This is a genomic window from Caulobacter sp. X (assembly GCF_002742635.1).
GTDB lineage: Bacteria > Pseudomonadota > Alphaproteobacteria > Caulobacterales > Caulobacteraceae > Caulobacter.
The window spans coordinates 1,647,983-1,673,811 of record NZ_PEGF01000001.1; the positions used below are offsets into that span (position 1 = coordinate 1,647,983).

Consider the following 25,829-nt stretch of genomic DNA (forward strand, 5'->3'; position numbering starts at 1 on the left):
GAGCAAAGCACGTCGGCGCGCGGCGCGCTTGCGATAATATGCCGATCATACGCGCTCACGCGCCAACGGCGACAAAGGGATTGCCACCGGTGTCATCCATGATACCGCTAAGGCGAGGCGCTCGTCAGAAGCCGCCGGAGGAGACTTGATGGACCCTGACCGCCGCACCCTGATCACTGGCGCCGCCGCCGCGGCCGCTTACGCCGCCCTGCCCGGCAGCGGCTTCACGGCCGAGAAGCGGTCCCCCGTGGTCAAGACGACCAACGGCAAGGTGCGCGGCTATCTCGACGGCGAGGTCAGCGTCTTCAAGGGCCTGCGTTACGGCGCCGACACCGGCGGCGCGCGGCGGTTCATGCCGCCGGTCCCGCCCGAGCCCTGGACCGACGTGAAGGACGCGCTCGCCTACGGCCCGGCCTCGATGCAGACCGGCAAGGGCGAGGAGGGCGAGCCCCTCTCGGAAGACTGCCTGTTCCTGAACGTCTGGACGCCGGCGAAGGCTGGGAAGAACGGCTTGGCGGACGGCGGCAAGCGGCCGGTGATGTTCTACATCCACGGCGGCGCCTATAACGGCGGATCGGGGGCCAGCCCCTGGTACGAGGGGACCAAGCTCGCCAAGCGCGGCGACGTGGTGGTGGTCACGGTAAACCACCGCCTGAACGCCTTCGGCTATCTCTATCTGGCCCGCATCTTCAACGATCCCAGCGTCGCCGACAGCGGCAACGCCGGCCAGCTAGACCTCGTTTTGGCCCTGCGGTGGGTGCGCGACAACATCGCCGCCTTCGGGGGCGATCCGGACCGGGTGATGCTGTTTGGCCAGTCGGGCGGCGGGGCCAAGATCGCCACCCTGATGGGCATGCCGGCCGCCAAGGGCCTCTTCCACCGCGCCGCCACCATGAGCGGCCAGCAGGTCACGGTCGGCGGGCCATTCAACGCCACCCGCCGCGCCAAGGCGTTCCTGGACAAGCTCGCGATCAAGGACCTGGCCGCCCTGCGCGCCCTGCCGCCCGCCGAGATGCTGAACGGCCTGAAGGCCGTCGATCCGATCGCCGCCTCGGGCGGGGTCTATATGGGTCCGGTGCTGGACGAGCGGAGCCTGACCCGCCACCCGTTCTTCCCCGACGCCGCGCCCGAGGGGCTGGCCGTGCCGATGATGTGCGGCAACACCCACGACGAGACCAAGGGCTTCATCGGCTGGGACGCCAAGGCCTTCCCCCAGACCTGGGACGAGGTGGTCGCCAGGCTGCCGGGCCAGTTCAACGCCCGCATCGACATCGACCCCGAGACGGTCGTGGCCTTCTACCGCCAGACCTATCCGAACTATTCGCCGGCCGACGTCTATTTCGCCGCCTCGACCGCCGGGCGCTCGTGGAAGGCGGCGATCATCCAGGCCGAGGAGCGGGCCCGCGCCGGCGCGCCGGCCTATGTCTATCAGGTCAATTGGAAGTCGCCGATCCAGGGCGGGATCTTCGGCGCGCCGCACACGATCGACATCGGCCTGGTGTTCGGCACGCTGGACGCCAAGGGCTCGATCGTCGGAACGGGACCGGAGTCGGTCGCCATGTCGAACACGATGAGCGACGCCTTCGTGAACTTCGCCCGCGCCGGCGATCCGAACGGCGGCGCCCTGCCCAAGTGGGAGCCCTATACGCTGGAGCGCCGCCAGACGATGGTGTTCGACAACGCCTCCCGCATGGAGGACGACCCGCGCGGGGCCGAGCGCCGGTTCTTCAACCGCGTGCCCTTCACCCAGTTCGGGACCTGACCTTCAGGCAAAGAAAAAGGGCGAGCCCGAAGGCTCGCCCCAGTCGAGATCGGCGCGAACGCCGTCTCGGTATCTCTTAGCGGAACAGGCTCAGGATCGACGAGCTCGAAGAGTTCGCGATCGACAGCGCTTGCACGCCAAGCTGTTGCTTGGTTTGCAGCGACTGCAGCTTGGCGCTTTCCTTGGCCAGGTCGGCGTCCACCAGGTTGCCAACGCCAGCTTCCAGGCTGTCTTGCAGCTTGCCGACGAAGGTCAGCTGCGTGTCGAGACCGGTCGAGCTGGTGCCCAGGGCCGCCAGCTTGTTGGTCGCGGTGCCGATGGCCTTGTCGATGTCGGCCAGCTTGGTCTTGGCGTCGGCCGCGCTGGTGAAGCTGTACGTAGCCGACAGACCCAGGCCCGTCAGGGTCAGGTCCTGCACCTTCACGGTGAAGGCCGAACCGTCCGTGTTGGCCAGGAAGGTCAGCTTTTGAGTGGTGCTGTCGGCGACGCTGCTGCCATTGAACTTGGCGTTGGTCGCGGCCTTGGAAATCTGGTCGCGCAGCGAGTTGAAGTCAGCCTGCAGCGCGTTGAACGAGGCCGTGTTCAGCGAGGTGTCGGAAGCGGCGAGAACCTTTTCCTTCATCTTGCCGAGCAGGTCGGTGATGGCGTCGCCGGCGGCCAGGGCCACGTCGATGGTGGACTGACCGCGTTGCAGCGAGTCCTTGACCGAGTTCAGCGACGAGGCGGTGGCCGATTGGTTCTTGGCCATGGCCCAGATGGCGCCGTTGTCCTTGGCGGTGCCGACCTTCTTGCCGGTGTTGATGCGCTGCTGGGTGACCTGCAGCTCAGCATTGGTGGCGTTCAGGTTTTGCAGGGCGATAAGGGCCCCAGAGTTCGTATTGATGCTGTTCAGCGCCATAACGAAACAACTCCTATTCGAGGTGTCCCGACGTCATTTTGACTGCCGGTGGGCGTTTTACCCGCAGCAAGTATCCACAATCGTGCTTTCGACTTCGTTTAAAGAAAATAGATATAGAATTAACTTATCGAACTATTTTGTTAATCGTAAAATCGAATTTTACTGAAAATTCGGCGAGGCATGTGAAAACTATGTCTCAAAATGAAACATCCAAGTGAATCCAAAACATAGATTTATTAACCCTGATTCACAGCACCTGAACCGCCCGATCGGCGCACGGCTCCGTCGGCGCGGGCGGGACCCGACGCGAGCGGCACGGCTTCGCCGCGGCGCGAATGGTCACGATGAACAGCAGCGACGACCAGATATCGGACAGAAGACGAACAGCGCGACGCATCGGGGGAGCCTCCTTGTCTCCTTCCAACGAAGAAGAGGCCGGCAGGCTCCCTCGCGCGTGACGGGGCCCTACTGGCGGCGGGTCACCACGACCGGCTGGCCGACATAGTCGATGGCGGCCTCGGCGACGTCGAAGTCCGTCGGCTTGTCGCCCGGACCGACGAAGCGAACCTTGAACGTTCGCCGTTCGACCATGCCGTCATAGCGGCCCGAGCGGGCGCCGATGGTCAGGCGGCCGCTGGCCTCGTCATAGCTGACTGGGATGCGGCTATAGGCCCCGCGCTGGTAGGCCATCGACAGGCCGTCGTCCTCGTAGAGCTCGAACCGGCCGTCCTGGCCCGTGTAGACGACGAAGGTGATCGGCGCGTCGGGCTTCTCGCCGACATATTGCTGGACCTCGGTCATCGGCACGATCGCGCCAGCCTTGACGAACAGCGGCATGCGCGACAGCGGCGCCTGGGCCTTGATCGTCTGGCCGCCAGCGTGGCGCTGGCCGGTCTCGAAGTCGTACCAGAACGCCCCCGCCGGCAGGTAGACCTCGCGCGAGCGGGCCTTGAACGCCGTCACCGGCGCGACCAGGAAGGCCGAGCCGTAGAGGTACTCGTCGTCGATGTTTCGCGCCATCAGGTCATCGGGGAAGTCCATGACCAGGCCGCGCATGATGCTGGCGTCGCGGTGGTAGGTCTCGCCCGCCAGGGTCAGGGTGTAGGGCATCAGCCGGTAGCGCAGGGCGTCGTACCAGGCCAGGCTCTGATAGACCTCCGAGCCCTCGGGCGCGAGGTTGTAGATCTCGCGGTACGGGAACTCGCCGTGGCTGCGGAACAGCGGGCTGAAGGCGCCGAACTGGAACCAGCGCAGGTTCAGCTCGCGCCACTCGTCCAGGTGCTTGGGATCCTGGTTGGTGTAGCGGTCCTCGACCGAGAAGCCGCCGATGTCGGTGGTCCAGTTGGGCAGGCCCGACATCGAGAGATTCACCCCCGCCGAGATCTGGTCGCGGAAGTCGTCCCAGCGGGCCACGACGTCGCCGCTCCACACCGCCACGCCGTGGCGCTGGATACCGCCGAAGGCCGAGCGCGACAGGATGAAGCTGCGCTTGTTGGGATCGAGGTCGTGTTCGCCCTCGAAGACGCCCTGGGTGTGGATCAGCGGATAGGAATTGAAGAACTCGGCGCCCGGTCCCATCGCGGTCGGCCCCATGCGCAGGGTGCGCTCGGGGATGTCGAGGTTGGAGTGCATGTCCGGCTCGTCGCTGTCCATCCACCAGGCGTCGACGCCGTAGCGCTTCAGGCTGTCCTTGACCTGGCGCCAGTAGATGTCGCGCGCTTCCTTCGAATAGGGGTCGTAGAACGAGTTGGCGTAGCCGGGCCCCACCCAGTCGACCGCGCCCTGCTCGATGTTGCGCCTGTACATGTGGCCCTTGGCGTCGAGTTCCTTGAAGTGCTCGGTCCACGGATAGAACTTGGCCCAGATCGAGATCATGAAGCGGCCGTTCATCCCGTGGATGTCGTCCAGCATCTTCTGGGGATCGGGAAAGCGCGTCTCGTCGAACCTGTGGCTGCCCCACTGGTCGTCCTTCCAGTAGCGCCAGTCCATCACGACGTTGTCGATCGGCAGCTTGCGGGCCCGGTATTCCTTGAGAACCCCGACGATCTCTCCTTGCGTCTCGTAGCGCTGGCGGCTCTGCCAGAAACCGTAGGCCCAGCGCGGCATGGCCTGCGCCTTGCCGGTCAGCTGGCGATAGCCCGACACCACCTGGTCGAGGTTCTCCCCCGAGACGAAGTAGTAGTCGACCGCGTGGGCCACGTCCGAGGTGAGGGTCAGCGACCTCTGCTGGGCGGCGGGCAGCGGGTCGTTGTGCAGCAGGGCGATGTAGCCGTCGTCCGGCGTCCACTCGATCCGCACCTTGTGGCGCGTCCCCGCCTTCATCGGCGCCGTGAAGTTGTGGAACCACGGGTTCCAGTTCTGCCGCCAGCGGTCGATCTTCAGCTGACCGTCGACCCACAGCTTGGCGTAGCTGGATGAGTACAGCTTGAACTTCTGGACGCCGCTGGTCTTGGCCTCGACGGAGCCCTCCCACACGACGCTGGCGCCCTTCAGCGGCTTCTTGTCGGCCCCCATCAGCTCGGCCGGCCAGCCCGGCAGGTCCTTCAGGTGCTGGTAGTTCACGTCGGTCTCGACGCGGGTCAGCTTCAGCTGGCCGCCCACATAGTACTTGGCCGTGAAGCCGCCGGCCTTGCCGCTGGCGTCGAATAGCGTGAGGTCGCGCGAGGCCAGGGCGTAGGGCTTGGGATCGCCAAAGCGCGTGATCCCGTTGTTGTCCCACAGCACCCCGTAGTTGCGTGTCGACAGCACGAACGGGATGGCGATGTCGCGATTGTATTGGGCCAGCTCGACGTCCTGGCCGTTGTAGTTCATCTGGCCGTTCTGATGCTGGCCCAGGCCATAGAAGCCCTCATCCGTGTTCGGATTGAACCGCTGGCTGACGGCGTAGAAGCCCTGGCCGTCGATGGTCAGCGGCTTGAACGCCGAGCGGCCCTGCTCGGCGAGGACCGTCTTGCCCGAAGCGTCCTTGAACGAGACCGCGCCGTCCTTCAGCGTCACCTCGGCCGTGGCCTCGCCCGCGTTCAGCACGACCTTGTCGCCGACCTCCGACACCGTGAAGCCGGAGGTCTTCGGCGCGGCGATCACCATCAGGCTGGGCGGGACCTTGATCTCGTCCGTCGGCGAGGCGGTGACGCGGATCGTCCGGTCGTTCATCACCCGCAGCCGGACTTTCTTGGCCGGGCCGGAAGCGGGCGTGACGATCACCCCGTCGGCGGTCCGCTCGAAGTCCAGAGCGAACGCCGAGGTCGAGGCCATCAGGGCGCTCCAGGAAACCACCGCCGCCAAACGCCAGACGCCCATCCGCATCCTCCTTCTTCGAGCGCCTTGATAGCGCTATCAGTCGTTGGGGAGACACTCGCCGGCCGGAGCCGCCTTGGCGAGTCCCAAAGTGGTCGTAGGCGGCGCGATTGCGCGGCCTAATATTGTACTATAAATCCCCTCCGAAAGCGGGCGACGTTGGCCCGGCGTTAGGGACGATCATGAGCGACGGGAACACGGGACGGCGACGCGCGACAGCGAAGGTCAAAGCCTGATGGACCAGGATATCGTGATCGTCGGCGACTGGGGCACCTCGCGCCTAAGGCTGTGGCTGCGCCAGGGCAAGAGCGTCATCCACCGCCGCGACGGCCCGGGCGTTTCGGCCCTGACCGACACCCCCGAAAAGACTTTCCTCGACCTGGTCGGCGACTGGCGCGAGGCCAAGCCGGCCGGCGCGATCCTGTGCGGCATGGTCGGCTCCAGCATCGGCTGGACGCTCGCCCCCTACGCCCCCTGCCCCGCCGATCCGGCGGCGATCGCCCAACGTACGATCCGGCTGGAGGCCGACGGCCTGCCGGTGACCCTGGTCCCTGGTCTCTCCTGCGTGAACCCGCTGGGCGGTCCCGACGTGATGCGCGGCGAGGAGACCCAGGTCTTCGGCGCCCTGTCGCTGAACCCCACCCTCCAGACCGGTCGTCACCTGCTCGTCTTGCCCGGCACCCACAACAAGTGGACCGTGGTCGAGGACGGCAAGGTCACGGGCTTCGTCACCGCCCCCGTCGGCGAGACCTTCGCCCTGCTCAAGAAACATTCGACCCTGGCGGCCGGCGGCGGAAGCCAGGCCGACGGCTCGGCGGAAGGCTTCGCCCTGGGCCTCTCGCGCATCGCCGAGCATGGCGCCGCGCGCCTGCCCCACCTGATGTTCGAGACCCGCGCCCGCCAGTTGCTGGACGGCATGAGCCCGGCCGACGCCATGGGCTATCTCTCCGGCCTCTTGATCGGCGCCGACGTCGACGCGGCCCGCGACTGGTTCGGACCGATGGACGCCGTGACCGTGATCGGCGCGGGCGCCCTCAGCGACCTCTATGTCCAGGCCCTGGCCAAGTTCGAGGTGGCCGCGTCCGTCGTCGACGGCGACGCGGCCGTGCTCGCGGGCCTTTCCGCGATCTCCAGATCCCAAGAGAAGTGAAGCTTATGACCAACGCCGCTCCGCCCCCCATCGTGGCCATCCTGCGCGGCGTGAAGCCGACCGAGATCGTAGACATCGCCGCCGCCCTGGTCGCCGCCGGGATCAAGGGCATCGAGGTGCCGATGAACTCGCCCGACCCGCTGGAGAGCATCGGCAAGCTGTGCGACGCCTTCGGCGACCAGGCCCTGTGCGGCGCCGGCACGGTGCTGGCGCCCGAGGTCGTGGACCAGGTCGCCGGCGTCGGCGGCAAGCTGATCGTCACGCCCAACACCGACGCCACCGTGATCACGCGCGCCGTCGAACTGGGCCTGACCGCCATGCCGGGCTTTGCGACGCCGTCCGAGGCCTTCGTGGCCGTGAAGGCCGGCGCCAAGGCGCTGAAGCTCTATCCGGCCAGCTCGTTCGGTCCCAGCCACATCAAGGCCGTCAAGGACGTGCTGCCCAAGGACATCCTGGTCTACGCGGTCGGCGGCGTGGGCGCGGCCAATCTCGAGCCCTGGCGCGCGGCGGGCGTGGCCGGCATCGGGGTCGGCGGCGAGCTCTACCGGCCGGGCTACACCGCCCAGGAGGTCGGCGAACGGGCCGCCGCCCTGGTCGCGGCCTGGAACACCTGATCCGCGAACGACGCTCGGGGGGAGCTGATGGGGATCTGGCTCGGCGAGGCCAAGCGCGCAAAGGGATCGCCAATGCGGCGCCTGTCGCATTTTGACGCGCGCCTTCGTGTGAACGCTCTTGCCGAAAGCAGGCGGCGCGGCTGTATTCGGCCCAATAGATTCCGCGGTTCAGCGGACACGATCACCATGGGGAGCGGCGGTCATCTCACGGCCGCCGCCAGAGGAAAGAAGATCCGTCAATGCGCACCCAGCCGGGCCTGAGCCTGACTTACGGCCTGGTGGAGCAGCTGGGCCAAGCGATCGTCACCGGCGAATACGCCACCGTGGGCTTCCCGACCGAGGGGGAGCTGTCCAAGCAGTTCGGCGCCAGCCGCACCGTCACCCGCGAGGCGGTCAAGATGCTAACCGCCAAGGGCCTGCTCAGCGCCCGTCCGCGCCACGGCACCGTTGTCGAGCCCGAGGCCGAGTGGAACATGCTCGACCCGGACGTGCTGCGCTGGCTGCTGGAACGCAAGTTCTCCTTGCGCCTGCTGGCCGACTTCACCGAGATGCGCTTAGGGATAGAACCGGCCGCCGCGGCCCTGGCCGCGCGCAACGCCGACGAGGCCGGGCTGGAGGAGATCCGCAAGGGCCTTCGCCGGATGAAGGCCGCCGCCGAGGGCGAGGACGACCCGCTGTCGGCCGACATCGCCTTCCACATCGCCATCCTCGACGCGACCAAGAACCCGTTCTATCGCGAGCTGCACGAGCTGGTGAACACGGCCCTGCGCATCTCGATCCGCTTCACCAACCGGATCAAGGGCCGCACCGCCTCGATCCCCTCGCACGAGGACGTGGCCGAGGCGATCATCGCCCGCGACGCCGACAAGGCCCAGGCGGCCATGCGCGAGATCATCGTCGATGTTCTGGAGCTGATCCGCGCCGCGTCTCCAAGCACGGAATCCGAGGCCGCCCGCCGCGAGGCGTGATCTTTCGAAAACGACTCGCGGGTCGCATGGCCAAGGTTTAATGTGGCGACGCTTGGCCGAAAGGCGGCGGACCCTTAAAGTTCTTGGCATGGACAAGGGCGATCCCTCTGTGACGGACCAGGTCGAGGCGCTCGACCGTCTCACCGAGCGTGAGCGTGAGTGCCTGCGTCTGGTCGATCGGCACATGAGCTCCAAGGAGATCGCCCGCGAGCTGGGCCTCTCCAAGCACACTGTCGACTGGCATCTGGACAAGGCGCGGCGCCGGCTGGGCGCGGCCGACCGCTACGACGCGGCGCGTCGGGTGTTCGATCGCGCGCGCCAGGCCGACGCCGGCGCCACGGCCCCCGTTACCCCTCCCCCTGTCACGCCCCCCTCGCCCCCCCCTGTCACCCCCCCTCCGATCGCGTCGGGGTCCGATCCGGCGCGGCTAGGCGAACACCCTTCTTCACGGTCTCCTGATCTCGCTGAGGAAGGAGCTTCCCGTGACCGAACTGACCCCCTATCAGAAAGAAGCCATTGGCCGGGCGACCTATATGCGCCAGGACATCATGAGCTTCCGGAACAGCTGGCCGGCCCTGAATTCGGCCGAGCTGCTGCCGCCCATCACCTGGAGCGAACTCGAGCGCCAGTTGATGAGCCTGTCGGCGACGCCGGATGGCGCGGCCATGGTCCACGACCTGGTGGCGGCCACGCGCAAGCAAGCTTCGTTCAAGCCCAGCGAGCTGGTGATGCGGGAGATCCTCTGCATCGCGAGCGCCGTGATGGACGAGACGTTCCCGTCGGACTTCTCGTCTTCGGACTCGGAGCTGGACGACCTAACCATCTAAGCGTCCCGCTTCGGTTGGCCTTCATCGCGGCCGTGATGATCGTAACCGCGCTCGCGTTCGGTTCGATCCTGGCGGGGCTCCACGCACTCGAAGGCCTGCTGCCTTAAGAGACCTCGCCCGAGGAGCCGGGCGCCTACTCCAACCATCAACATTGGCAACGCGCCGGTCTCGCCGGCGTGAAGGAGACCGCTCATGCTCAAGGAACGCCGCCAAGCCGCCCAATCCGTGGCAGACGCCCTGTTCGCCGCGGAGAAGGCTATCGACGCCGCCATCGCTTCCACGGCCACCCTCGCCGCCCTGATGCCCGCCAGCCGCCAGGCGGCGAACCTCTCGGCGCTGATCGGCCAGGACGCCCTGATGTCGGCCGTCAACACGATGCAGGCGCTGGCCACGGCGCGCGAAGGCATCGTCACGACCCACAAGCACCTGTCGGTGGCCCAGCACGACATCGGCCTCGCCGCCGTGAGCTTCGACGACAGCGACGAGTTCGGCCAGGCGCCCGAGAAGCCGGCCGGCATGGCCAAGACCAAGCGCCGCCTGACCGTCGCCGCCTAAAGCCTTAGGGTTCGCCCCCCGCGCCGGCGCAGCTCATCTTCTGGGATGAGCGGCCTTCGGCGCCGGTGGCGGAGCTTCCAGGCTTCGATTAAACGCATGATCCTCGCCGGCTGCCGCTGGCGAGGATCTTTGCAATCTGGCGGAAGGACGCCAACCTAACGCGATGGCGCTCAACCATCCCTATCAGTGGGCCAGCCTCGCGGCCTTGCTCATTTCAACCGGTGTCGCGCTTTGGCGAGGCGGCTGGCCCGAACGGCTGGCCGGCGCGGCCATGATCGTTGCGTGGTTCTCCACCGGGTGGCTGTATGACAGCAAGCTGCGGTTCGGCCCCCAGAGCGCCGCGTTCTTCGTCGACGTCGCCCTGATGTTGGTGCTGCTGTTCATCGCCCTGCGATCGAACCGGTGGTGGCCGATGTGGGCCTGCGGCTTTCACGCCCTCAGCCTGATCCTGATGCTGGCGACCCTGGCCGACCCCCGGATTCCCAACCGCGCCAGCCTGGTCGCCGGCGGGGGCATGTTCAGCTACCTGACCATGGCCGCGCTGTTCTGCGGGGCCTTGCCGCGCCGTCGTCGGCCTGACGCCGCGTCACCGCTGACATAGCCTCGAACGCCTGTTTCACTCCTCGCAACAGGGGCGCGCGCGCCCACACAAGGAGGAGGAAACCCATGGGCGAAGCCTATATCGTGGCGGCCGCGCGGACGGCCGGGGGACGCAAGGGCGGCAAGGTCTCGGGCTGGCATCCGGCCGATCTGGGCGGCGTCATTCTCGACGCGCTGGTCGATCGCACCGGCGCCGATCCGGCGCTGATCGAGGACGTGATCATGGGCTGCGTCGGCCAGGTCGGCGAGCAGGGCCTGAACGTCGCCCGCAACGCCATCCTCGCCTCCAAGCTGCCCGAGAGCGTGCCCGGCACCTCGGTCGATCGCCAGTGCGGCTCGTCGCAGCAGGCCATCCACTTCGCCGCCGCCACCGTGATGTCGGGCGCGATGGACATCGTCATCGCCGCCGGCGTCGAAAGCATGAGCCGCGTGCCGATGGGCCTGTCCTCGCAGCTGCCCTACAAGAACGGCTTTGGCACCTACAAGAGCCCGCGCATCGAGGACAAGTACCCCGGCATCCAGTTCAGCCAGTTCATGGGCGCCGAGATGATGGCCAAGAAGTACGACCTCTCGCGGGCCGACCTCGACGCCTTCGCGCTCGAAAGCCACAAGCGCGCCATGGCCGCGACCAAGGGCGGCAAGTTCGCCGCCGAGATCGTGCCGATCGACGTCAAGCTGGAAGACGGCAAGACCGAGCGCCACGAGATCGACGAAGGCATCCGCTGGGACGCCTCGCTGGAGTCGATCGGCTCGGTGAAGCTGCTGGCCGAGGACGGCCGGATCACCGCCGCCACCTCCAGCCAGATCTGCGACGGCGCGGCCGGCGTGATGATCGTCAACGAGCGCGGCCTGAAGGCCCTGGGCGTCGAGCCGCTGGCCCGCATCCACCACATGACCGTGATCGGCCACGACCCGGTGATCATGCTGGAGGCCCCGATCCCCGCCACCCTGAAGGCGCTGGAGCGAGCCGGCATGAGGATCGGCGACATCGATCTTTATGAGGTCAACGAGGCCTTCGCCTCGGTGCCGACGGCCTGGCTCAAGGTCACCGGCGGCGATCCGGCCAAGCTGAACGTCAACGGCGGCGCCATCGCGCTGGGCCACCCGCTGGGCGGCTCGGGCGCCAAGCTGATGACCACCCTGGTCCACGCCCTGAAGGACCGCGGCGCCCGCTACGGTCTGCAGACCATGTGCGAAGGCGGCGGCCTGGCCAACGTCACGATCGTCGAGCGGCTGTAGCGTCCTTCTCCCCTTGCGGGAGAAGGTGTCATCCGCGGGATGACGGATGAGGGGTTTCGCCTGGCGACGCCGAGAAACCCCTCACCCGGCCTTCGGCCAACCTCTCCCGCAAGGGGAGAGGGGATGGAGAGACTTCATGATCACTCTCTACCACTGCCGCGACGCGCGCTCGTTCCGTCCGCTGTGGGCGCTGGAGGAGCTGGAGATCCCCTACGACCTCAAGCTGCTGCCGTTTCCGCCACGCTTCCACGCGCGGGCGTATCTGGACGAGAACCCGCTGGGCACCATTCCGCTGCTGGTCGACGGCGACACGCGGATGACCGAGTCCGCGGCGATGATCGAGTACCTGTCGACGCGCCACGGCGGCGGGCGGCTGTCGGTGCGGCCCGACGAGCCGGGCTACGGCGCCTATCTGAACGGCCTGGTCTATGGCGAGGCCACCCTGACCTTCCCCCAGACCCTGGTGCTGCGCTATGCGCGCCTGGAGCCCGAGGAACGCCGACAGCCGCAGGTCGCCGAGGACTACGCCCGCTGGTTCCTGGCCCGGTTGAAGGGACTGGAGGCGATCCTCGAGGGATCCGATTTCGTCGCCGCCGACCGCTTCACCGGCGCCGACATCTCGGTGGCCTACGCCTTGCTGCTGGCGAGCGCCCTGAAGCTGGACGGCGAGTTCCCGGCCGCGGTCGCCGACTATTGGAACCGGGTCAGCCAACGCCCCGCCTTCGCCCGCGCCAAGGCCGCGCAGAGCGCCGCTCCAGCAAGTGTTTGAACCTTCTTATCGTCTTACGGCAAATTAACTCAGCGACCGGGGGTTTGTCGGATAGAAGGCCGACGACGAACAACTGTCGCTGGGGATGAACGTGCTTTACCGGATCAATGGGCGCCGCCCGACCATGAGCGCGCTGGTCTTGGTCCTGGGGGTGAGCGCGATCGCCCTTTCCGGATGCGGCGACAAGAAGCCGAAGAAGGCCAAGACCGCTCCGGCCGCCTCGGCCACCGTCAGCGTGGTCAGCGTCGCCAGCCAGCCGATCGCCCGCCAGATCAACGCCACGGGCACCATCTCGCCCTGGGAAGAGGTGCCGGTCGGCGCCGAGACCGGCGGCCTGACGGCCGTGTCGGTCAACGCCGAGGAGGGCCAGGTGGTCCAGGCCGGCCAAGTGCTGGTCAAGCTGAACGACGCCCTGATCAGCGCCCAGCTGCGCCAGCAGGAGGCGTCCGTCGCCAGCGCCCGCGCCACCCTGGCCGAGGCCCAGGCCGCCCTGGCCCGCGCCCGCGAGCTGCAGGCCAAGGGCTACCTGTCCCAAGCCTCGCTGGACACCGCCACCGCCAAGCAGGGCACGGCCGCCGCCAACCTCGCCGCCGCCGAGGCCGCGCGGGGCGAAACCGCCGCGCGCCTGGCCCAGACCTCGATCCGCGCGCCGGTCGGCGGCCTGATCAGCCGCCGCAGCGTCACCAAGGGCCAGATCGTCACCACCGGCTCGGAGCTCTTCCGCATCGTCCGCGACAGCCGCCTGGAAGTCGACGCCGAGATCCCCGAAACAGACCTGGGCGCGGTGAAGGCCGGCATGCCGGCGACCGTCTATTCCGACAAGATCGGCGAGATGAGCGGCCGCGTTCGGATCGTCACCTCGGAAGTCAACGCCACCAGCCGACTGGGCGTGGCGCGCGTGGCCCTGTCGTCGATGGGCGGCTTCCGCCCAGGCATGTTCGCCCGCGTCCGCATCGACGCCGGCGACCAGCCCGCGCTCGTCGTGCCCAGCGCCTCGGTGCTGTACCGCGAGAACCGTCCGGGCGTGTTCGTCGTCGACAACGCCAGGAAGGCGCACTTCCGCCGGATCCAGATCCTGACCACCACCGGCGACCGCGTCGCCGCCACCGGCCTCTCCGCCGGTGATCAGGTCGTGGTCGAGGGTGCCGGATTCCTGGGCGAGGGCGATCTGGTGCGCGTCAGCGCCGCCTCGCCCAAGCCCGCTCGCTAGAGGACGCTTCGATGCGCAACATCTCGTCCTGGGCGATCAAGAACCCGATCCCCGTCATCCTGCTGTTCCTGCTGCTGACCATCGCGGGCATCGCGGGCTTCCGCTCGATGCGGATCAACAACAATCCCGACGTCGACCTGCCGATCGTCGTCGTCACGGCCGTGCGCCCCGGCGCCGCGCCCAGCGAGCTGGAGACCCAGGTCACGCGCCTGATCGAGGACTCCATCGCGGGCCTGGGCCAGGTGCGGCACACCAACTCGACGATCGTGGACGGCGCCTCGACCACGGTGATCGAGTTCGAGCTGGGCGTGGACCACGAGCGCGTCACCAACGACGTGCGCAACGCCATGTCCAACCTGCGCGGCTCGCTGCCCCAGGACATGCAGGAACCGACCGTCACCCGGGTCGACATCTCCGGCGACGACCTGATCACCTACGTCGTCAAGGCCCCGACCCTGACGCCCGAGCAGCGCAGCTGGTTCGTCGACAACGACGTCAGTCGTGCGTTGCTGGCCATCCGCGGCGTCGGCGAGGTCAATCGCCGAGGCGGCGTCAATCGCGAGATCGAGGTCGCGCTCGATCCCGACCGCCTGGCCGCGCGCGGCGTCACCGCCGCCGCTGTCAGCCAGGCCCTGGTCTCCTCGAACGCCGACCTGCCGGGCGGCCGCGTGACCATCTCCGGCGCCGAACGGGCCATCCGCACCCTGGGCGCGGCCGGCTCGGTCGAGCAGCTGCGCGAGACCCGGGTGCCGCTGTCCGGCGGCGGGGCCGTGCGCCTGGCCGACCTGGGCACGGTGACCGACCACTGGGCCGAGCCGCGCTCGCGCGCCCGCTTCGACGGCCAGGAGGTCGTGACCTTCTCGATGATCCGCTCGCGCGGCGCGTCGGAAGTCCAGACCGCCGAGAAGGTCCGCAAGGCCGTCGAGAAGCTCGACAAGGAACACCCCGAGGTCCAGATCGAAGAGATCACCTCGAACGTGAAGTACATCGAGGAGAGCTATCTGGCCTCGATGGAAGCGCTGATTATCGGCGCCATCCTGGCGGTGCTGGTGGTGCTGCTGTTCCTGCGCGACTGGCGCGCCACCCTGCTGGCGGCCGTGGCTATCCCGACCTCGCTGTTGCCCACCTTCGCGGTGCTGGCGCCGATGGGTCAGTCGCTGAACGGCGTCACCTTGCTGGCCCTGTCGCTGACCGTCGGCATCCTGGTCGACGACGCCATCGTCGAGATCGAGAACATCGTCCGCCACATGCGCGGCGGCAAAAGCCCCTACGCGGCGGCGATGGAGGCGGCCGACGAGATCGGCCTGGCCGTCGTCGCCACCACCTTCACCATCGTGGCGGTGTTCGCGCCCGTGGGCTTCATGCCGGGCATCATCGGCCAGTTCTTCAAGGCCTTCGCCCTGGCGGCCTGTATCTCGGTGCTGTTCTCGCTGGTCGTGGCCCGCCTGCTGACGCCGCTGATGGGCGCCTACATGCTCAAGGCCGACCACAAGCACGAGGACAAGGATCCGCCCTGGATGGGTCCCTATCTGAAGAGCCTGAACTGGGGCCTGAACAACCGCTGGAAAGTCCTGCTGATGGGCATTCCGATGTTCGCGTTCTCGATCTTCCTGGCGACCCGCCTGCCGTTCGAGTTCCAGCCCCAGGCCGACCGCGGCCGGTCCGAGTTCTCGATCGAGTTGCCGCCGGGGGCCACGCTGGACGAGACCGACGCCGTCGTGCAGCGCGTGACCCGCGAGCTGCGGGCCCGCAAGGAAGTGGTCAGCGTCTACGCCTCGGTCGGCCGCAACAACGCGGTCAACAAGGGCCAGGTCACCGCCGACCTGACCGACAAGGGTCAGCGGATCAGCCAGCAGGCGTTCAGCCGCCAGATGGTCGACCAGTTCGCCGCCATCCCGGGCGCGCGGATCGGCGCGGGCAGCAACAACGGCGGCGGCCCGTCGAACGGCGGCAGCTACACGCTCAGTCTGGTCAGCGACAACGGCCCGGCCCTGGAAGCCGCCGCCCGCAAGGTCGAGGCCGAGATGCGCTCGGTCCCAGGCCTGGCGCACGTGGTCAACACGGCCGCGATCGCTCGCCCCGAGATCGTCGTGACGCCGCGTCCCGACCAGGCCGCCCGCGCCGGCGTCTCGGCCGGCGCCATCTCCCAGGCCGTGCGCGTGGCGACCATCGGCGACGTCGACCAGAACCTGCCCAAGTACAATCTGGGCGACCGCCAGGTGCCGATCCGCCTGCGTCTGAACGACGACGCGCGCGGCGACATCGCGGTGCTGCAGACCCTGCAGGTCCCCTCGTCCAACGGCCCCGTGCCGCTGAACGCCGTGGCGGACGTGCGCTTCGGCGCCGGCCCCTCGCAGATCGACCGCCGCGACCGCTCGCGCGTGGCGACGATCACCGCCGAGCTGGACGGCATCGTCGTCGGCGAAGCCCAGACCCGCGTCCACGCCCTGCCGTCGGTCAAAAACCTGCCGCCGGGCGTCAAGGAAGTGGCCGCCGGCGACGCCGAGTTCATCGCCGAGATGGTCAGCGGCTTCATGGGCGCGCTGATCACCGGCATCCTCCTGATGTACGTCGTGCTGGTGCTGCTGTTCCGCAGCTTCGCCCACCCGATCACCATCATGGTCGCCCTGCCGCTGGCCATCGGCGGCGCGTTCGGCCTGCTGGTCATCGCCAAGTCCAGCTTCTCGATCTCGACCCTGATCGGGATCCTGATGCTGATGGGCATCGCCGCCAAGAACTCGATCCTCCTGGTCGAGTACGCGATCATGGCGATGAAGGAACACGGCATGGACAAGCGCACGGCCATCGTCGACGCCGCCCACAAGCGGGCGCGGCCGATCCTGATGACCACCGTGGCCATGGGCGCGGGCATGCTGCCCACCGCCATCGGCCTGGGCGCCGAGGTCGAGTTCCGCGCCCCCATGGCGATCGCCGTCATCGGCGGTCTGATCACCTCGACCCTGCTGTCGCTGCTCTACATCCCGGTGGTGTTCATCCTGATGGACGGCCTGAAGACCCGTTCGGAACGGCTGATGCACAAGCTGTTCGGCCACCAGCACCACGCCGCCGCGCCGAAGGCGGCGGAGTAGCCGATAGGGCTCGTCGCAACGGAAAGGCCTCCGCCATCGCTGACGGAGGCCTTTCCTATTTCGCCTCTCCAACACCGTCATTCCCGCCCTTGTGGCGGGAACCCCTTGTTCAATGCGCACGTGCGGCGCAAGCGGACCGCCTGCGGTCCGCCCCATCTTCACCTGCGGCGGATAGAGGGTTTCCCGCCACAAGGGCGGGAATGACGGTGGTGTTGAGTTAGACCTCGGTCCTGGCCTATCCCCGCAACGCCTGCGCCACGACTGGCGCGAGCCGCTCGGCGATGATCCGCGCGCCCTCGGCGTTGGGGTGGATGCCGTCGCTCTGCATGTAGCGCGAGACCCCGATCACGCCGGTGAAGAAGTCGGGCGCGTAGAACACCCCCTCCTCTCGGGCCAGCTCCGGATAGACCTCGCTGAAGCGGCGGGCGTAGTCGATCCCCAGCAGGGCCGGCGCGCGCATGCCCGCCAGCACCACCCGGACGCCCCGGGCCTTCAGTCGGGTGACGATGGCGCGCAGGTTCTCGCGGGTCCAGGCGGGGTCGGCGCCCTGCAGCAGGTCGTTGCCGCCCAGGGCGACGACACAGACAGCGGTCTCGGGCGGAATGCGCTCGACCCGCGACAGCCCCGCCTTGGTCGTGTCGCCGATGGCGCCGAAGCCGAACACGCGGGCCTGGATCTTCATGGCGTCCAGGGTCCGCTGCAGCCAGGCGGGCAGCGCGCGATCCTGCGCCAGGCCAAGTCCCGCGGTGATGGAGTCGCCGAGCACGGTGACCAGCGGCGGAGGCTGCGGCGCCTTGCGGCGCGCGGCGGCTTGGACGGCGCTTGGGACGACGCCCGGGACGGCCAGGGCCAGCAGACCGCCCAGGAAAGCGCGACGGGGAGCGGGAGCGGTGTGGAACTTCTCCATGGATCGAACCGTATGTGTTGCCTGCCAACATGAAACGCGTTTGGCTTTGAACGCGGGATGAAGGGGAGAGGCGGCTATGCGTCGCAGGGTTCGCGAAATCTTGATCATCGGCGTCGCCATGGCGGCGCTGTCGGCCTGTGGCCAAAGCCAGTCCCAGACGGGTCCGGTGGGCTATGGGCCCAATCCGGCCCTGCCCGAGCCGCGCAAGAGCCTGATCCCGACCGTTAAGGTTTCGGACGTCGTCGGCTGGCCGTCGGGCGTGACGCCGACCGCGCCGGCGGGCTTCCGCGTGCAGCCCTTCGCCACGGGCCTCGACCATCCTCGCTGGCTGCTGGTCCTGCCCAACGGCGACGTGCTGGTCGCCGAAAGCGCCGCCCCGCCCAAGGCCGAGCCCCCGCACGGCCTGCGCGGCTTCTTCGAGACGATGCTGATGAAGAAGGCCGGCTCGGTCACGCCCAGCGCCAACCGCATCACCCTGCTGCGCGACGCCGACCACGACGGCGCAGCCGAGCTGAAGACGCCGTTCCTGACGAACCTCTATTCGCCGTTCGGCATGGCCCTGGTCGGCGACACGCTGTACGTCGCCAACGCCGACGCGATCGTCGCCTTCCCCTACAAGGCCGGCGAGACCCAGATCACCGCCGCGCCGCGCAAGATCGCCGACCTGCCGGGCGGGCCGATCAACCACCACTGGACCAAGAACATCATCGCCAGCAAGGACGGCTCGAAGCTCTATGCGACCGTCGGCTCGAACAGCAATGTCGGCGAGAACGGCATGCAGAACGAAGTCGACCGCGCGGCGATCCTGGAGGTCGACCTGGCGACGGGCGCCAAGCGCGTCTTCGCCTCGGGCCTGCGCAATCCCAACGGCATGGGCTGGAACCCGGCGACCGGCGAGCTGTGGACCTCTGTCAACGAGCGCGACGAACTCGGCAACGACCTGGTGCCCGACTACATGACCTCGGTGCGCGAGGGCGGTTTCTACGGTTGGCCCTACAGCTACTTCGGCCGCCACGTGGACAAGCGCGTCAAGGACAGCGACCGCCGCCCCGACCTCGTCGAGCGCGCCATCGTTCCCGACTACGCCCTGGGCGCCCACACCGCCTCGCTGGGCCTGACCTTCTATGAGGGCGCCAGCTTCCCGGCCCGCTACAAGGACGGCGTGTTCGTCGGCCAGCACGGCTCGTGGAACCGCAAGCCACAGGCCGGCTACAAGGTCGTGTTCGTGCCGTTCGCGGGCGGCAAGCCGGCGGGTCCCGTCGAGGACTTCCTGACGGGCTTCCTGAACAAGGACGGCAAGGCGCAAGGGCGTCCGGTGGGGGTGACGGTCGACACGTCCGGCGCGCTGCTGGTGGCCGATGACGTGGGGAACGCGGTCTGGCGGGTCAGCGCGGCGCGGTAGCGAGCTCCGCCTCGGCGCCGCGCACGATCAGGTCCAGCCCTCGCTCGAACAGGCCTTCGTGACCGCCGACGCGGTACTGGGCGATAGCTTCGGCGATCACCGGATAGGCCTGGGCGGCTTCGTCCAGCCTGGTCTGCTGACCCGTGCCGGCGATGGGCGAGGCCTGCTCCTCAAGCACGCAGCCGACGACATAGCGGCTGATGGCGACGAAGAGCTGCAAGGCCCGCCCCGGCGAAAACCCGGCCCGCACCAGCACCATGAGCTGGGCCTCGACATGATCGAGGTCGTCGGGCGCGGCCTCGGTGCCGGCGTGGATCCGAGCTCCGTCGCGATAGGACAACAGGGCCGTGCGAAAACTCCTGGCGTTGCGGCGGAAGAAGTCCTGCCACGCCTCGCCCTCGCGCGGCGCGCGCCCGTCGTGCGCCCGCGCCAAAATCTCGTCGTTGAGGGCGTCCAGAAGCGCCTGCTTGCTCTTGAAGTGCCAATAGAGCGCTGGCTGTCGCACGCCCAGGCGCTCGGCGATCGCGCGGGTCGACAGGGCGTCGACCCCGACCTCGTTCAGCAACTCCAGCGCCGTATCCAGGATGCGCCGCCGATCGACCTTCATGACGTTCCCGTTTGAATCAACTTGACCGCGCGGGCCATTTGGACTTTATCGCCGATAAGGGACTTTATCGATGATAAATTTTAATTTCGACCGCTCGCGAGCCGCCTTCGGCCTCATTCTGACCACCGTGGCGCTGGACGTGGCGGGCATCGGCTTGGTCATGCCGATCATTCCGCGCCTGCTGCGCGAGGTCGGCCACACCGGCGACCTGGGCTGGCGGTTCGGCGCCTTCCTCGGCCTCTACGCCCTGATGCAGTTCCTGTGCGCCCCGGTGCTGGGCGCGATCAGCGACAAGGTTGGCCGGCGCCCGGTGCTGCTGGTCTCGCTGGCGGGCGCGGCCATCGACTATGTGTTCATGGCTTTCGCGCCGTCCCTGGCCTGGCTGTTCGTCGGGCGGGCCATCGCGGGGATCACGGGGGCCAATATGGCCGTGGCCCAGGCCTACATCGCCGACATCACGCCCGAGGCCCAGCGAGCCCGACGCTTTGGCATGTTCAGCGCCATGTTCGGCGTCGGCTTCATCCTGGGCCCGATGCTGGGGGGCGTGCTGGGCGGGTTCTGGGTGCGCGCGCCGTTCATCGCGGCGGCCGTTCTGAACGGCGTCAACCTGCTGCTGGCCCTGTTCGCTCTGCCGGAGTCGCATCGCGAGCGGCGGACAGGACCGTTCGACCGCTCGGCCTTCAATCCGTTCGGCGCCTTGCGCTGGGCGACGGCCTTCCCCGCCCTGCTGCCGTTGCTGGCGGCCTACGCCATGCTGACCATCGTCGGCGAGGTCGGCGGCACGATCTGGGTGCTGTACGGCGAGGACAAATTCGCCTGGGATCCGTGGACCATCGGCTTCTCCCTCGCCGGCTTCGGCGTCTTCACGGCCCTGACCCAGGCCTTCCTCTCCGGGCCGTTGGCCGAACGTTTCGGAGAGCGGCGCACGCTGACGATCGGCATCCTCTGTGACGCCTTCGCCTATGTCGCCATTGCTCTGGCCGCCAAGGGCTGGATGGCCTTCCTGCTGCTGCCGATGTTCTGCCTGGGCGGCGTGGGCCAACCGTCCATCCAGTCGCTGCTGTCGGCGCAAGTGGGCGAAGACCAGCAAGGCCGGCTGCAGGGCGTGCTGGCCAGCCTAGCCAGCCTGGCCTCGATCATCGGCCCCGTGGTCATCGCCCAGGTCTATTTCGCCAGCCGCGGCTGGTTCCCCGGTCTCGTTTGGGTCGGGGGAGCGGCGGTCGGCCTGCTATGCCTGCCGATCTTGCTCAGCCGTTCGCAGCGGAAACTTGCACAACAAGACTGACTAGCCGTAACCTCCTCTCAAAATCCGGGAGGAGCCGCCGATGAAACTTGAACGCCTGCCGCCAGTGCGGACGTCGCTGTCGCCGACCAACCACCCGTACATGACCGGTCCCTGGACGCCGCAGCACGAGGAGGTCAACGCCTGGGACCTGGAGGTGCTGGAGGGCGCGATCCCGGCCGACCTGGACGGCGTCTATCTGCGCAACACCGAGAACCCCGTCCACGACCCGCTGGGCCGCTATCACCCGTTCGACGGCGACGGGATGATCCACCAGATCGAGTTCAAGGGCGGCCAGGCGACCTATCGCAACCGCTTCGTCCGCACCCGCTGCTTCGAGGCCGAGCAGGAGGTGAACGAGAGCCTGTGGGGCGGGCTGATGGACGGTCCCGGGACCTCCAAGCGTCCCGGCTTCGGCGCCCACGGATCGCTGAAGGACAGCGCCAGCACCGACATCGTCGTCCATAACGGCGAGGCGATCGCCACCTTCTACCAGTGCGGCGAGGCCTATCGCCTGGATCCTCTGACGCTGGAGACCCTGGGCGTGGCGTCCTGGGCCCCGCTGGACGGCGTCTCGGCCCATCCCAAGGTCGACGAGAACACCGGCGAGCTGTTGTTCTTCAACTACTCCAAGAGCTGGCCCTATATGCACTACGGCCTGGTCGGTCCGGACGGGAAGCGTAAGCTCTATCAGGGCGTGCCCCTGCCCGGCCCGCGCCTGCCGCATGATATGGCCTTCTCCGAGCATTGGGCGATCCTCAACGACCTGCCGGTGTTCTGGGACCAGGAGCTGATGGCGCGCGACATCCACGCCGTGCGCCTGCACAAGGGCCTGCCCAGCCGCTTCGCTCTCGTCCCCCGCCACGGCGGCGAGCCCCGCTGGTTCGAGGCCGAGCCGACCTATGTGCTGCACTGGCTGAATGCGTACGAGGACGGCGACGAGGTCGTGCTGGACGGCTACTTCCAGGAAAAGCCGATCCCGCGCCCGCTGGAAGGCGCGCCCGACGGCCACGGCCACCTGATGGCCTATCTGGACGAGCACAGCTTCCTGCCCAAGCTGCACCGCTGGCGCTTCAACCTGAAGACCGGCGAGACTAGCGAGAAGCATCTGGACGACCGGATCCTCGAGTTCGGCATGTTCAACCAGAAATACGCCGGCAAGCCCTATCGCTACGCCTATTCGACGACGACGCGGCCGGGCTGGTTCCTGTTCAACGGCTTCGTCAAGCACGACCTGGAGACGGGCGAGAGCTGGTCGATCACCCTGCCGGAGGGCCGCTACGCCAGCGAGGCGCCGTTCGCGCCGAAGGTGGGCGCGGTCGACGAGGACGACGGCTATCTGGTCAGCTTCATCATCGACGAGACCCGCGGAACCTCGGAGTGCGTGATCGTCGACGCCAAGCGCTTCGAGATCGTCTGCCGCGTGGCGCTGCCCCACAAGCTCAGCAGCGGCACGCACAGCGTCTGGGCGGGGCGGGAGATGCTGCGGGGGTAGCGGAAGCGCCCCCTCCGTCTCGTCGCTTCGCGCCGATCCACCTCCCCCGTTTGCACGGGGGAGGATGACGTTTCCTCCTCACCCGCGAAGCGGGGGAGGTGGCGCGATGCGGATACGCATCGTGACGGAGGGGGCGCTACTCTACGCTTAACCGCCCTTTCACGGCCGTCCGGTAATCCTGACGGCCTGATGCGCCGCCCTCTCCTCGCCCTCTTGATCCTGACGCTCGCCGGTCCCGCCGCCGCGCTGCAGGCCCAGAAGCCGAAGACTTCGACCTCGGTGCTGCCGGCGCACGAGTTGCCCGCGACCATCCTGCCGGCGCCGTGGGCCCTGACGCCCCGCCAGCCGGCGGGCGACCTCGATCGCTGCAACGCGATGTGCTCGCGCACCCGGTACTTCTGCGAGGCGCGCAACACCGAGTATTCCGGCTGCGGCGGAGACTGGGTGCTGTGCAACCGGTCCTGCGCCTCGGCCTACGCCACCACGCCGTTCGGGCGCTAAGCGCGTCAGCCCAAGTGTGGGCGGCTAGGCCGCCCGGACGCGCGCCCCGGACGCGCGCCAAGGAAGACGCGCCGCCTTCCGCAACGTCCGCTTGCCGGCTGGCATAACGCCGGTACACTCACCTGAACAACGATAAGTCAGGAGGGTGGGATGGCGACCAGGAACCCCCAAGCGCGGCTGCCGAAAGCCTGCGTGATCGGCGCCGGCTGCAGCGGCTTCACGACGATCAAGCGGCTGAAGGACTACGGGATCCCGTACGACTGCTTCGAGATGTCGGACGATATCGGGGGCACCTGGTACTACAAGAACCCCAACGGCATGTCGGCCTGCTACGACAGCCTGCATATCGACACGTCGAAGTGGCGGCTGGCGTTCGAGGATTTTCCCGTGCCGAGGGACTGGCCGGACTTTCCGCACCACGCGCAGCTCTTCCAGTACTTCAAGGATTATGTCGACCACTTCGGCCTGCGTCCGACCATCACCTTCAACACGCGGGTGGAGAAGGCCAAGCGCACGGCCGACGGCCTGTGGGCGGTGACGCTGTCGACCGGCGAGACACGGCTCTACGACGTGCTGTTCGTCTGCAACGGCCACCACTGGGATCCGCGCGTGCCGGAGTATCCGGGCGAGTTCGACGGCCCCGCCTTCCACGCTCACGCCTATTGCGACCCGTTCGATCCGGTCGACATGCGCGGCAAGAACGTCGTGGTGGTCGGCATGGGCAATTCGGCGATGGACATCGCCAGCGAGCTCTCGCAGCGCCCGATCGCCAAGAACCTGTGGGTCTCGGCCCGGCGCGGGGTGTGGGTGTTCCCCAAGTACCTGAACGGCAAGCCGGCGGACAAATCCGCCATGCCGGCCTGGATGCCGCGCAAGCTGGGCCTGGCCCTGTCCCGCTCGGTGCTGAAGAAGACCATCGGCAAGATGGAGGACTACGGCCTGCCCAAGCCCGACCACGAGCCGTTGGAGGCCCACCCCTCCGTCTCGGGCGAGTTCCTGACCCGCGCGGGCTGCGGCGACATCAAGTTCAAGCCGGCGATCAAGGCGCTGGAGGGCAAGCGCGTGCGCTTCGCCGACGACAGCGTCGAGGACGTCGACGCCATCGTCTTCGCCACCGGCTACAAGATCAGCTTCCCGTTCTTCGACGATCCGGAACTCCTGCCGGACGCCGACCACCGTTTCCCGCTGTTCAAGCGAATGATGAAGCCGGGCATTCCGAACCTCTTCTTCATGGGCCTGGCCCAGCCGCTGCCGACCCTGGTGAACTTCGCCGAGCAGCAGGCCAAGCTAGCCGCCGCCTATCTGGCCGGCCAGTACGCCCCGCCGCCTCGGGCGGAGATGGAGAAGATCATCGCCAAGGACGAGGAACGCCACACCGGCCACTTCTACGAGTCCGCCCGCCACACCATCCAGGTCGACTTCAACGTCTACTGCGCCGACCTGAAGAAGGAGATCGCCAAGGGCGAGGCCCGGGCCCGAAGCGCGGGCGGCAAGCTGCCGGTGGTGGCGCGGGCGGGGGTGAAATCGGACACGCTGCTGGCGAGCTAAAGCCCTTCCCCTTGGATGGGGAAGGGTTGGGATGGGGTGACACGGGTTCCGAAAAGGACGCGTCCTTGCCACTATCCACCGCCGCACACCCCATCCCCGCCCTTCCCCATCAAGGGGAAGGGAGAAGAAAGCCCCCATGCCCAAGATCACCTTCGACAAGGACACCCGCGCCAAGCTGGTCGCCGGCCTCTCGCACTATCTGCGGGACGAGCTGGACCTGGAGGTGAAGGGCTTCGACGCCGAATTCCTGCTGGACTTCGTGACCGAGCGCCTGGGTCCCTATTGGTACAACCAGGGCCTCCACGACGCCCAGGCCCTGTACCGCGAGAAGCTGGAGGCGATCAGCGAGGCCGTTTACGACATCGAACAGCCGGTCAAACCCTTATGAGCGCGGGGGCTTGCCGGGCGGAGCGGAATGAGGTCACGTTCCTGACGGCGCGTCATGATCGCGCCATCTCCGAGTCGGGCCCCATGTCGAACATCGCCTACTTCCCCAAGCCCCACATCGACCAGCGGCCGGGCAAGCGCGAGCGGACAAAGACCGCCAACCGCCAGGCCATCCTGGACGCGGCGCGCGAGGTGTTCGGCGAGCTGGGCTACGACGCGGCCACGGTGCGCGACATCATCCGCCGGACGGGTTTGGCCTCGGGCACCTTCTACAACTACTACAAGTCCAAGGAGGAGGTGTTCGACGCCCTGGCCGACGACGGCGCGCGTCGCTTCCGTCCGCTGCTGCGCGCCGAGTCCGAGAAGGCCGACGACTTTCCGTCGTTCCTGCGCGGGGCGATGCTGGCCTATTTCGACTTCCTGGCGAAGGAGCAGGAGAGCTGGCGCGTGGACCGGCCGGCCGGCGAGGCTATCCCGCACGCCCGCTCGACGCCCGAGTTGGCCGCCGTGTTCGACGAGGTCCGCGAAGCCTTCGCCCGGGTGCTGGCGCACGACAACGCCCCGCCAGTGGACCTGGACTACCTGACCTCGGCCTGCATCGCGATCGCCCGCGAGCTGGGCGACAAGATGCTGGAGCGGCGGCCGGTCGACACCGGGGCGGCCGCGGACTTCGCCGTCAAGCTGATCCTGGGCGGCGTTCCCGCCCTGCCGAAACTCTAAGA

The 25,829-nt window shown here is 67.9% G+C and carries 23 protein-coding genes and 1 pseudogene; 19 read left to right on the forward strand and 5 right to left on the reverse strand.

Features of this window, described 5'->3' with window-relative positions:
* Nucleotides 1-148: 148 nt before the first annotated feature.
* Entirely contained in the window at nucleotides 149-1,762 is a 1,614-nt protein-coding gene (locus tag CSW60_RS07605; RefSeq protein WP_099536665.1) for a carboxylesterase/lipase family protein, read from the forward strand.
* 76 nt (nucleotides 1,763-1,838) lie between these two features.
* On the opposite strand, the gene CSW60_RS07610 is transcribed toward CSW60_RS07605, so the two are convergent.
* The 3 genes from CSW60_RS07610 to CSW60_RS07615 all read right to left on the reverse strand — a co-directional run bounded on the left by CSW60_RS07610 (nucleotide 1,839) and on the right by CSW60_RS07615 (nucleotide 5,960).
* A complete protein-coding gene (locus CSW60_RS07610) occupies nucleotides 1,839-2,660 on the reverse strand; it encodes a flagellin (protein ID WP_099536667.1) in 822 nt (273 codons plus the stop codon).
* Between the two features lie 247 nt (nucleotides 2,661-2,907).
* Nucleotides 2,908-3,057 carry a hypothetical protein gene (locus CSW60_RS23445; RefSeq protein ID WP_161495630.1) on the reverse strand — a complete coding sequence of 50 codons (150 nt, stop codon included), beginning with the start codon at nucleotides 3,055-3,057 and terminating at the stop codon, nucleotides 2,908-2,910.
* A 68-nt stretch (nucleotides 3,058-3,125) separates the two neighbouring features.
* Nucleotides 3,126-5,960 carry a TIM-barrel domain-containing protein gene (locus CSW60_RS07615; protein ID WP_099537599.1) on the reverse strand — a complete coding sequence of 945 codons (2,835 nt, stop codon included), beginning with the start codon at nucleotides 5,958-5,960 and terminating at the stop codon, nucleotides 3,126-3,128.
* Between the two features lie 232 nt (nucleotides 5,961-6,192).
* On the opposite strand from CSW60_RS07615, the gene CSW60_RS07620 reads away from it, so the two are divergent.
* The 11 genes and pseudogenes from CSW60_RS07620 (at nucleotide 6,193) to CSW60_RS07665 (ending at nucleotide 16,978) form a co-directional block, all read left to right on the forward strand.
* A complete protein-coding gene (locus tag CSW60_RS07620) occupies nucleotides 6,193-7,107 on the forward strand; it encodes a 2-dehydro-3-deoxygalactonokinase (protein WP_099536668.1) in 915 nt (304 codons plus the stop codon).
* Between the two features lie 5 nt (nucleotides 7,108-7,112).
* A complete protein-coding gene (locus CSW60_RS07625; protein ID WP_099536669.1) occupies nucleotides 7,113-7,721 on the forward strand; it encodes a 2-dehydro-3-deoxy-6-phosphogalactonate aldolase in 609 nt (202 codons plus the stop codon).
* A 239-nt stretch (nucleotides 7,722-7,960) separates the two neighbouring features.
* Nucleotides 7,961-8,689, forward strand: coding sequence for a FadR/GntR family transcriptional regulator (locus CSW60_RS07630; protein WP_099536671.1), 729 nt, complete (start codon nucleotides 7,961-7,963; stop codon nucleotides 8,687-8,689).
* 88 nt (nucleotides 8,690-8,777) lie between these two features.
* A pseudogene (locus CSW60_RS24225) lies at nucleotides 8,778-8,975 on the forward strand (helix-turn-helix transcriptional regulator); the annotation flags it as partial.
* Nucleotides 8,976-9,222: 247 nt separating this feature from the next.
* The gene (locus CSW60_RS23945) at nucleotides 9,223-9,516 is read left to right on the forward strand and encodes a hypothetical protein (RefSeq protein ID WP_369801024.1); all 294 of its coding nucleotides are present in this window, start codon (nucleotides 9,223-9,225) and stop codon (nucleotides 9,514-9,516) included.
* A gap of 192 nt (nucleotides 9,517-9,708) precedes the next feature.
* The gene (locus CSW60_RS07640) at nucleotides 9,709-10,071 is read left to right on the forward strand and encodes a hypothetical protein (RefSeq protein ID WP_099536675.1); all 363 of its coding nucleotides are present in this window, start codon (nucleotides 9,709-9,711) and stop codon (nucleotides 10,069-10,071) included.
* A gap of 163 nt (nucleotides 10,072-10,234) precedes the next feature.
* A complete protein-coding gene (locus CSW60_RS07645; RefSeq protein ID WP_099536676.1) occupies nucleotides 10,235-10,672 on the forward strand; it encodes a hypothetical protein in 438 nt (145 codons plus the stop codon).
* A gap of 65 nt (nucleotides 10,673-10,737) precedes the next feature.
* Nucleotides 10,738-11,910, forward strand: a complete 1,173-nt coding sequence (locus CSW60_RS07650) for an acetyl-CoA C-acetyltransferase (RefSeq protein WP_099536678.1) — start codon at nucleotides 10,738-10,740, stop codon at nucleotides 11,908-11,910.
* Nucleotides 11,911-12,046: 136 nt separating this feature from the next.
* Entirely contained in the window at nucleotides 12,047-12,679 is a 633-nt protein-coding gene (locus CSW60_RS07655; RefSeq protein WP_099536679.1) for a glutathione S-transferase family protein, read from the forward strand.
* Nucleotides 12,680-12,803: 124 nt separating this feature from the next.
* Nucleotides 12,804-13,889, forward strand: coding sequence for an efflux RND transporter periplasmic adaptor subunit (locus CSW60_RS07660; protein WP_236634234.1), 1,086 nt, complete (start codon nucleotides 12,804-12,806; stop codon nucleotides 13,887-13,889).
* Nucleotides 13,890-13,900: 11 nt separating this feature from the next.
* Nucleotides 13,901-16,978 (forward strand): efflux RND transporter permease subunit, encoded by a 3,078-nt coding sequence (locus CSW60_RS07665; protein ID WP_099536680.1) that lies wholly within the window; start codon nucleotides 13,901-13,903, stop codon nucleotides 16,976-16,978.
* Nucleotides 16,979-17,213: 235 nt separating this feature from the next.
* Here CSW60_RS07665 and CSW60_RS07675 read toward each other — a convergent pair whose 3' ends face one another.
* A complete protein-coding gene (locus CSW60_RS07675) occupies nucleotides 17,214-17,885 on the reverse strand; it encodes an arylesterase (protein WP_099536682.1) in 672 nt (223 codons plus the stop codon).
* Between the two features lie 76 nt (nucleotides 17,886-17,961).
* On the opposite strand from CSW60_RS07675, the gene CSW60_RS07680 reads away from it, so the two are divergent.
* Nucleotides 17,962-19,287 carry a sorbosone dehydrogenase family protein gene (locus CSW60_RS07680; RefSeq protein ID WP_099536683.1) on the forward strand — a complete coding sequence of 442 codons (1,326 nt, stop codon included), beginning with the start codon at nucleotides 17,962-17,964 and terminating at the stop codon, nucleotides 19,285-19,287.
* Here CSW60_RS07680 and tetR read toward each other — a convergent pair.
* Complete coding sequence (tetR, locus tag CSW60_RS07685) at nucleotides 19,271-19,894, reverse strand: tetracycline resistance transcriptional repressor TetR (protein WP_099536685.1); 624 nt, start codon at nucleotides 19,892-19,894, stop codon at nucleotides 19,271-19,273. The two genes, CSW60_RS07680 and tetR, sit on opposite strands and share 17 nt — an antisense overlap.
* A gap of 70 nt (nucleotides 19,895-19,964) precedes the next feature.
* Here tetR and tet point away from each other — a divergent pair, with 70 nt between their 5' ends.
* The 6 genes from tet to CSW60_RS07715 all read left to right on the forward strand — a co-directional run bounded on the left by tet (nucleotide 19,965) and on the right by CSW60_RS07715 (nucleotide 25,827).
* Nucleotides 19,965-21,179, forward strand: a complete 1,215-nt coding sequence (gene tet / locus CSW60_RS07690; protein WP_099536686.1) for a Tet(A)/Tet(B)/Tet(C) family tetracycline efflux MFS transporter — start codon at nucleotides 19,965-19,967, stop codon at nucleotides 21,177-21,179.
* 40 nt (nucleotides 21,180-21,219) lie between these two features.
* Entirely contained in the window at nucleotides 21,220-22,671 is a 1,452-nt protein-coding gene (locus CSW60_RS07695) for a carotenoid oxygenase family protein (protein ID WP_099536687.1), read from the forward strand.
* Between the two features lie 189 nt (nucleotides 22,672-22,860).
* On the forward strand, nucleotides 22,861-23,172 hold the full coding sequence (locus CSW60_RS07700) for a hypothetical protein (protein ID WP_099536688.1): 312 nt from the start codon (nucleotides 22,861-22,863) through the stop codon (nucleotides 23,170-23,172).
* 150 nt (nucleotides 23,173-23,322) lie between these two features.
* Nucleotides 23,323-24,720, forward strand: coding sequence for an NAD(P)/FAD-dependent oxidoreductase (locus CSW60_RS07705; protein ID WP_099536690.1), 1,398 nt, complete (start codon nucleotides 23,323-23,325; stop codon nucleotides 24,718-24,720).
* Nucleotides 24,721-24,856: 136 nt separating this feature from the next.
* The gene (locus tag CSW60_RS07710; RefSeq protein WP_099536691.1) at nucleotides 24,857-25,108 is read left to right on the forward strand and encodes a DUF2164 domain-containing protein; all 252 of its coding nucleotides are present in this window, start codon (nucleotides 24,857-24,859) and stop codon (nucleotides 25,106-25,108) included.
* Between the two features lie 83 nt (nucleotides 25,109-25,191).
* Nucleotides 25,192-25,827 carry a TetR/AcrR family transcriptional regulator gene (locus CSW60_RS07715; RefSeq protein ID WP_099537601.1) on the forward strand — a complete coding sequence of 212 codons (636 nt, stop codon included), beginning with the start codon at nucleotides 25,192-25,194 and terminating at the stop codon, nucleotides 25,825-25,827.
* Nucleotides 25,828-25,829: the final 2 nt, after the last annotated feature.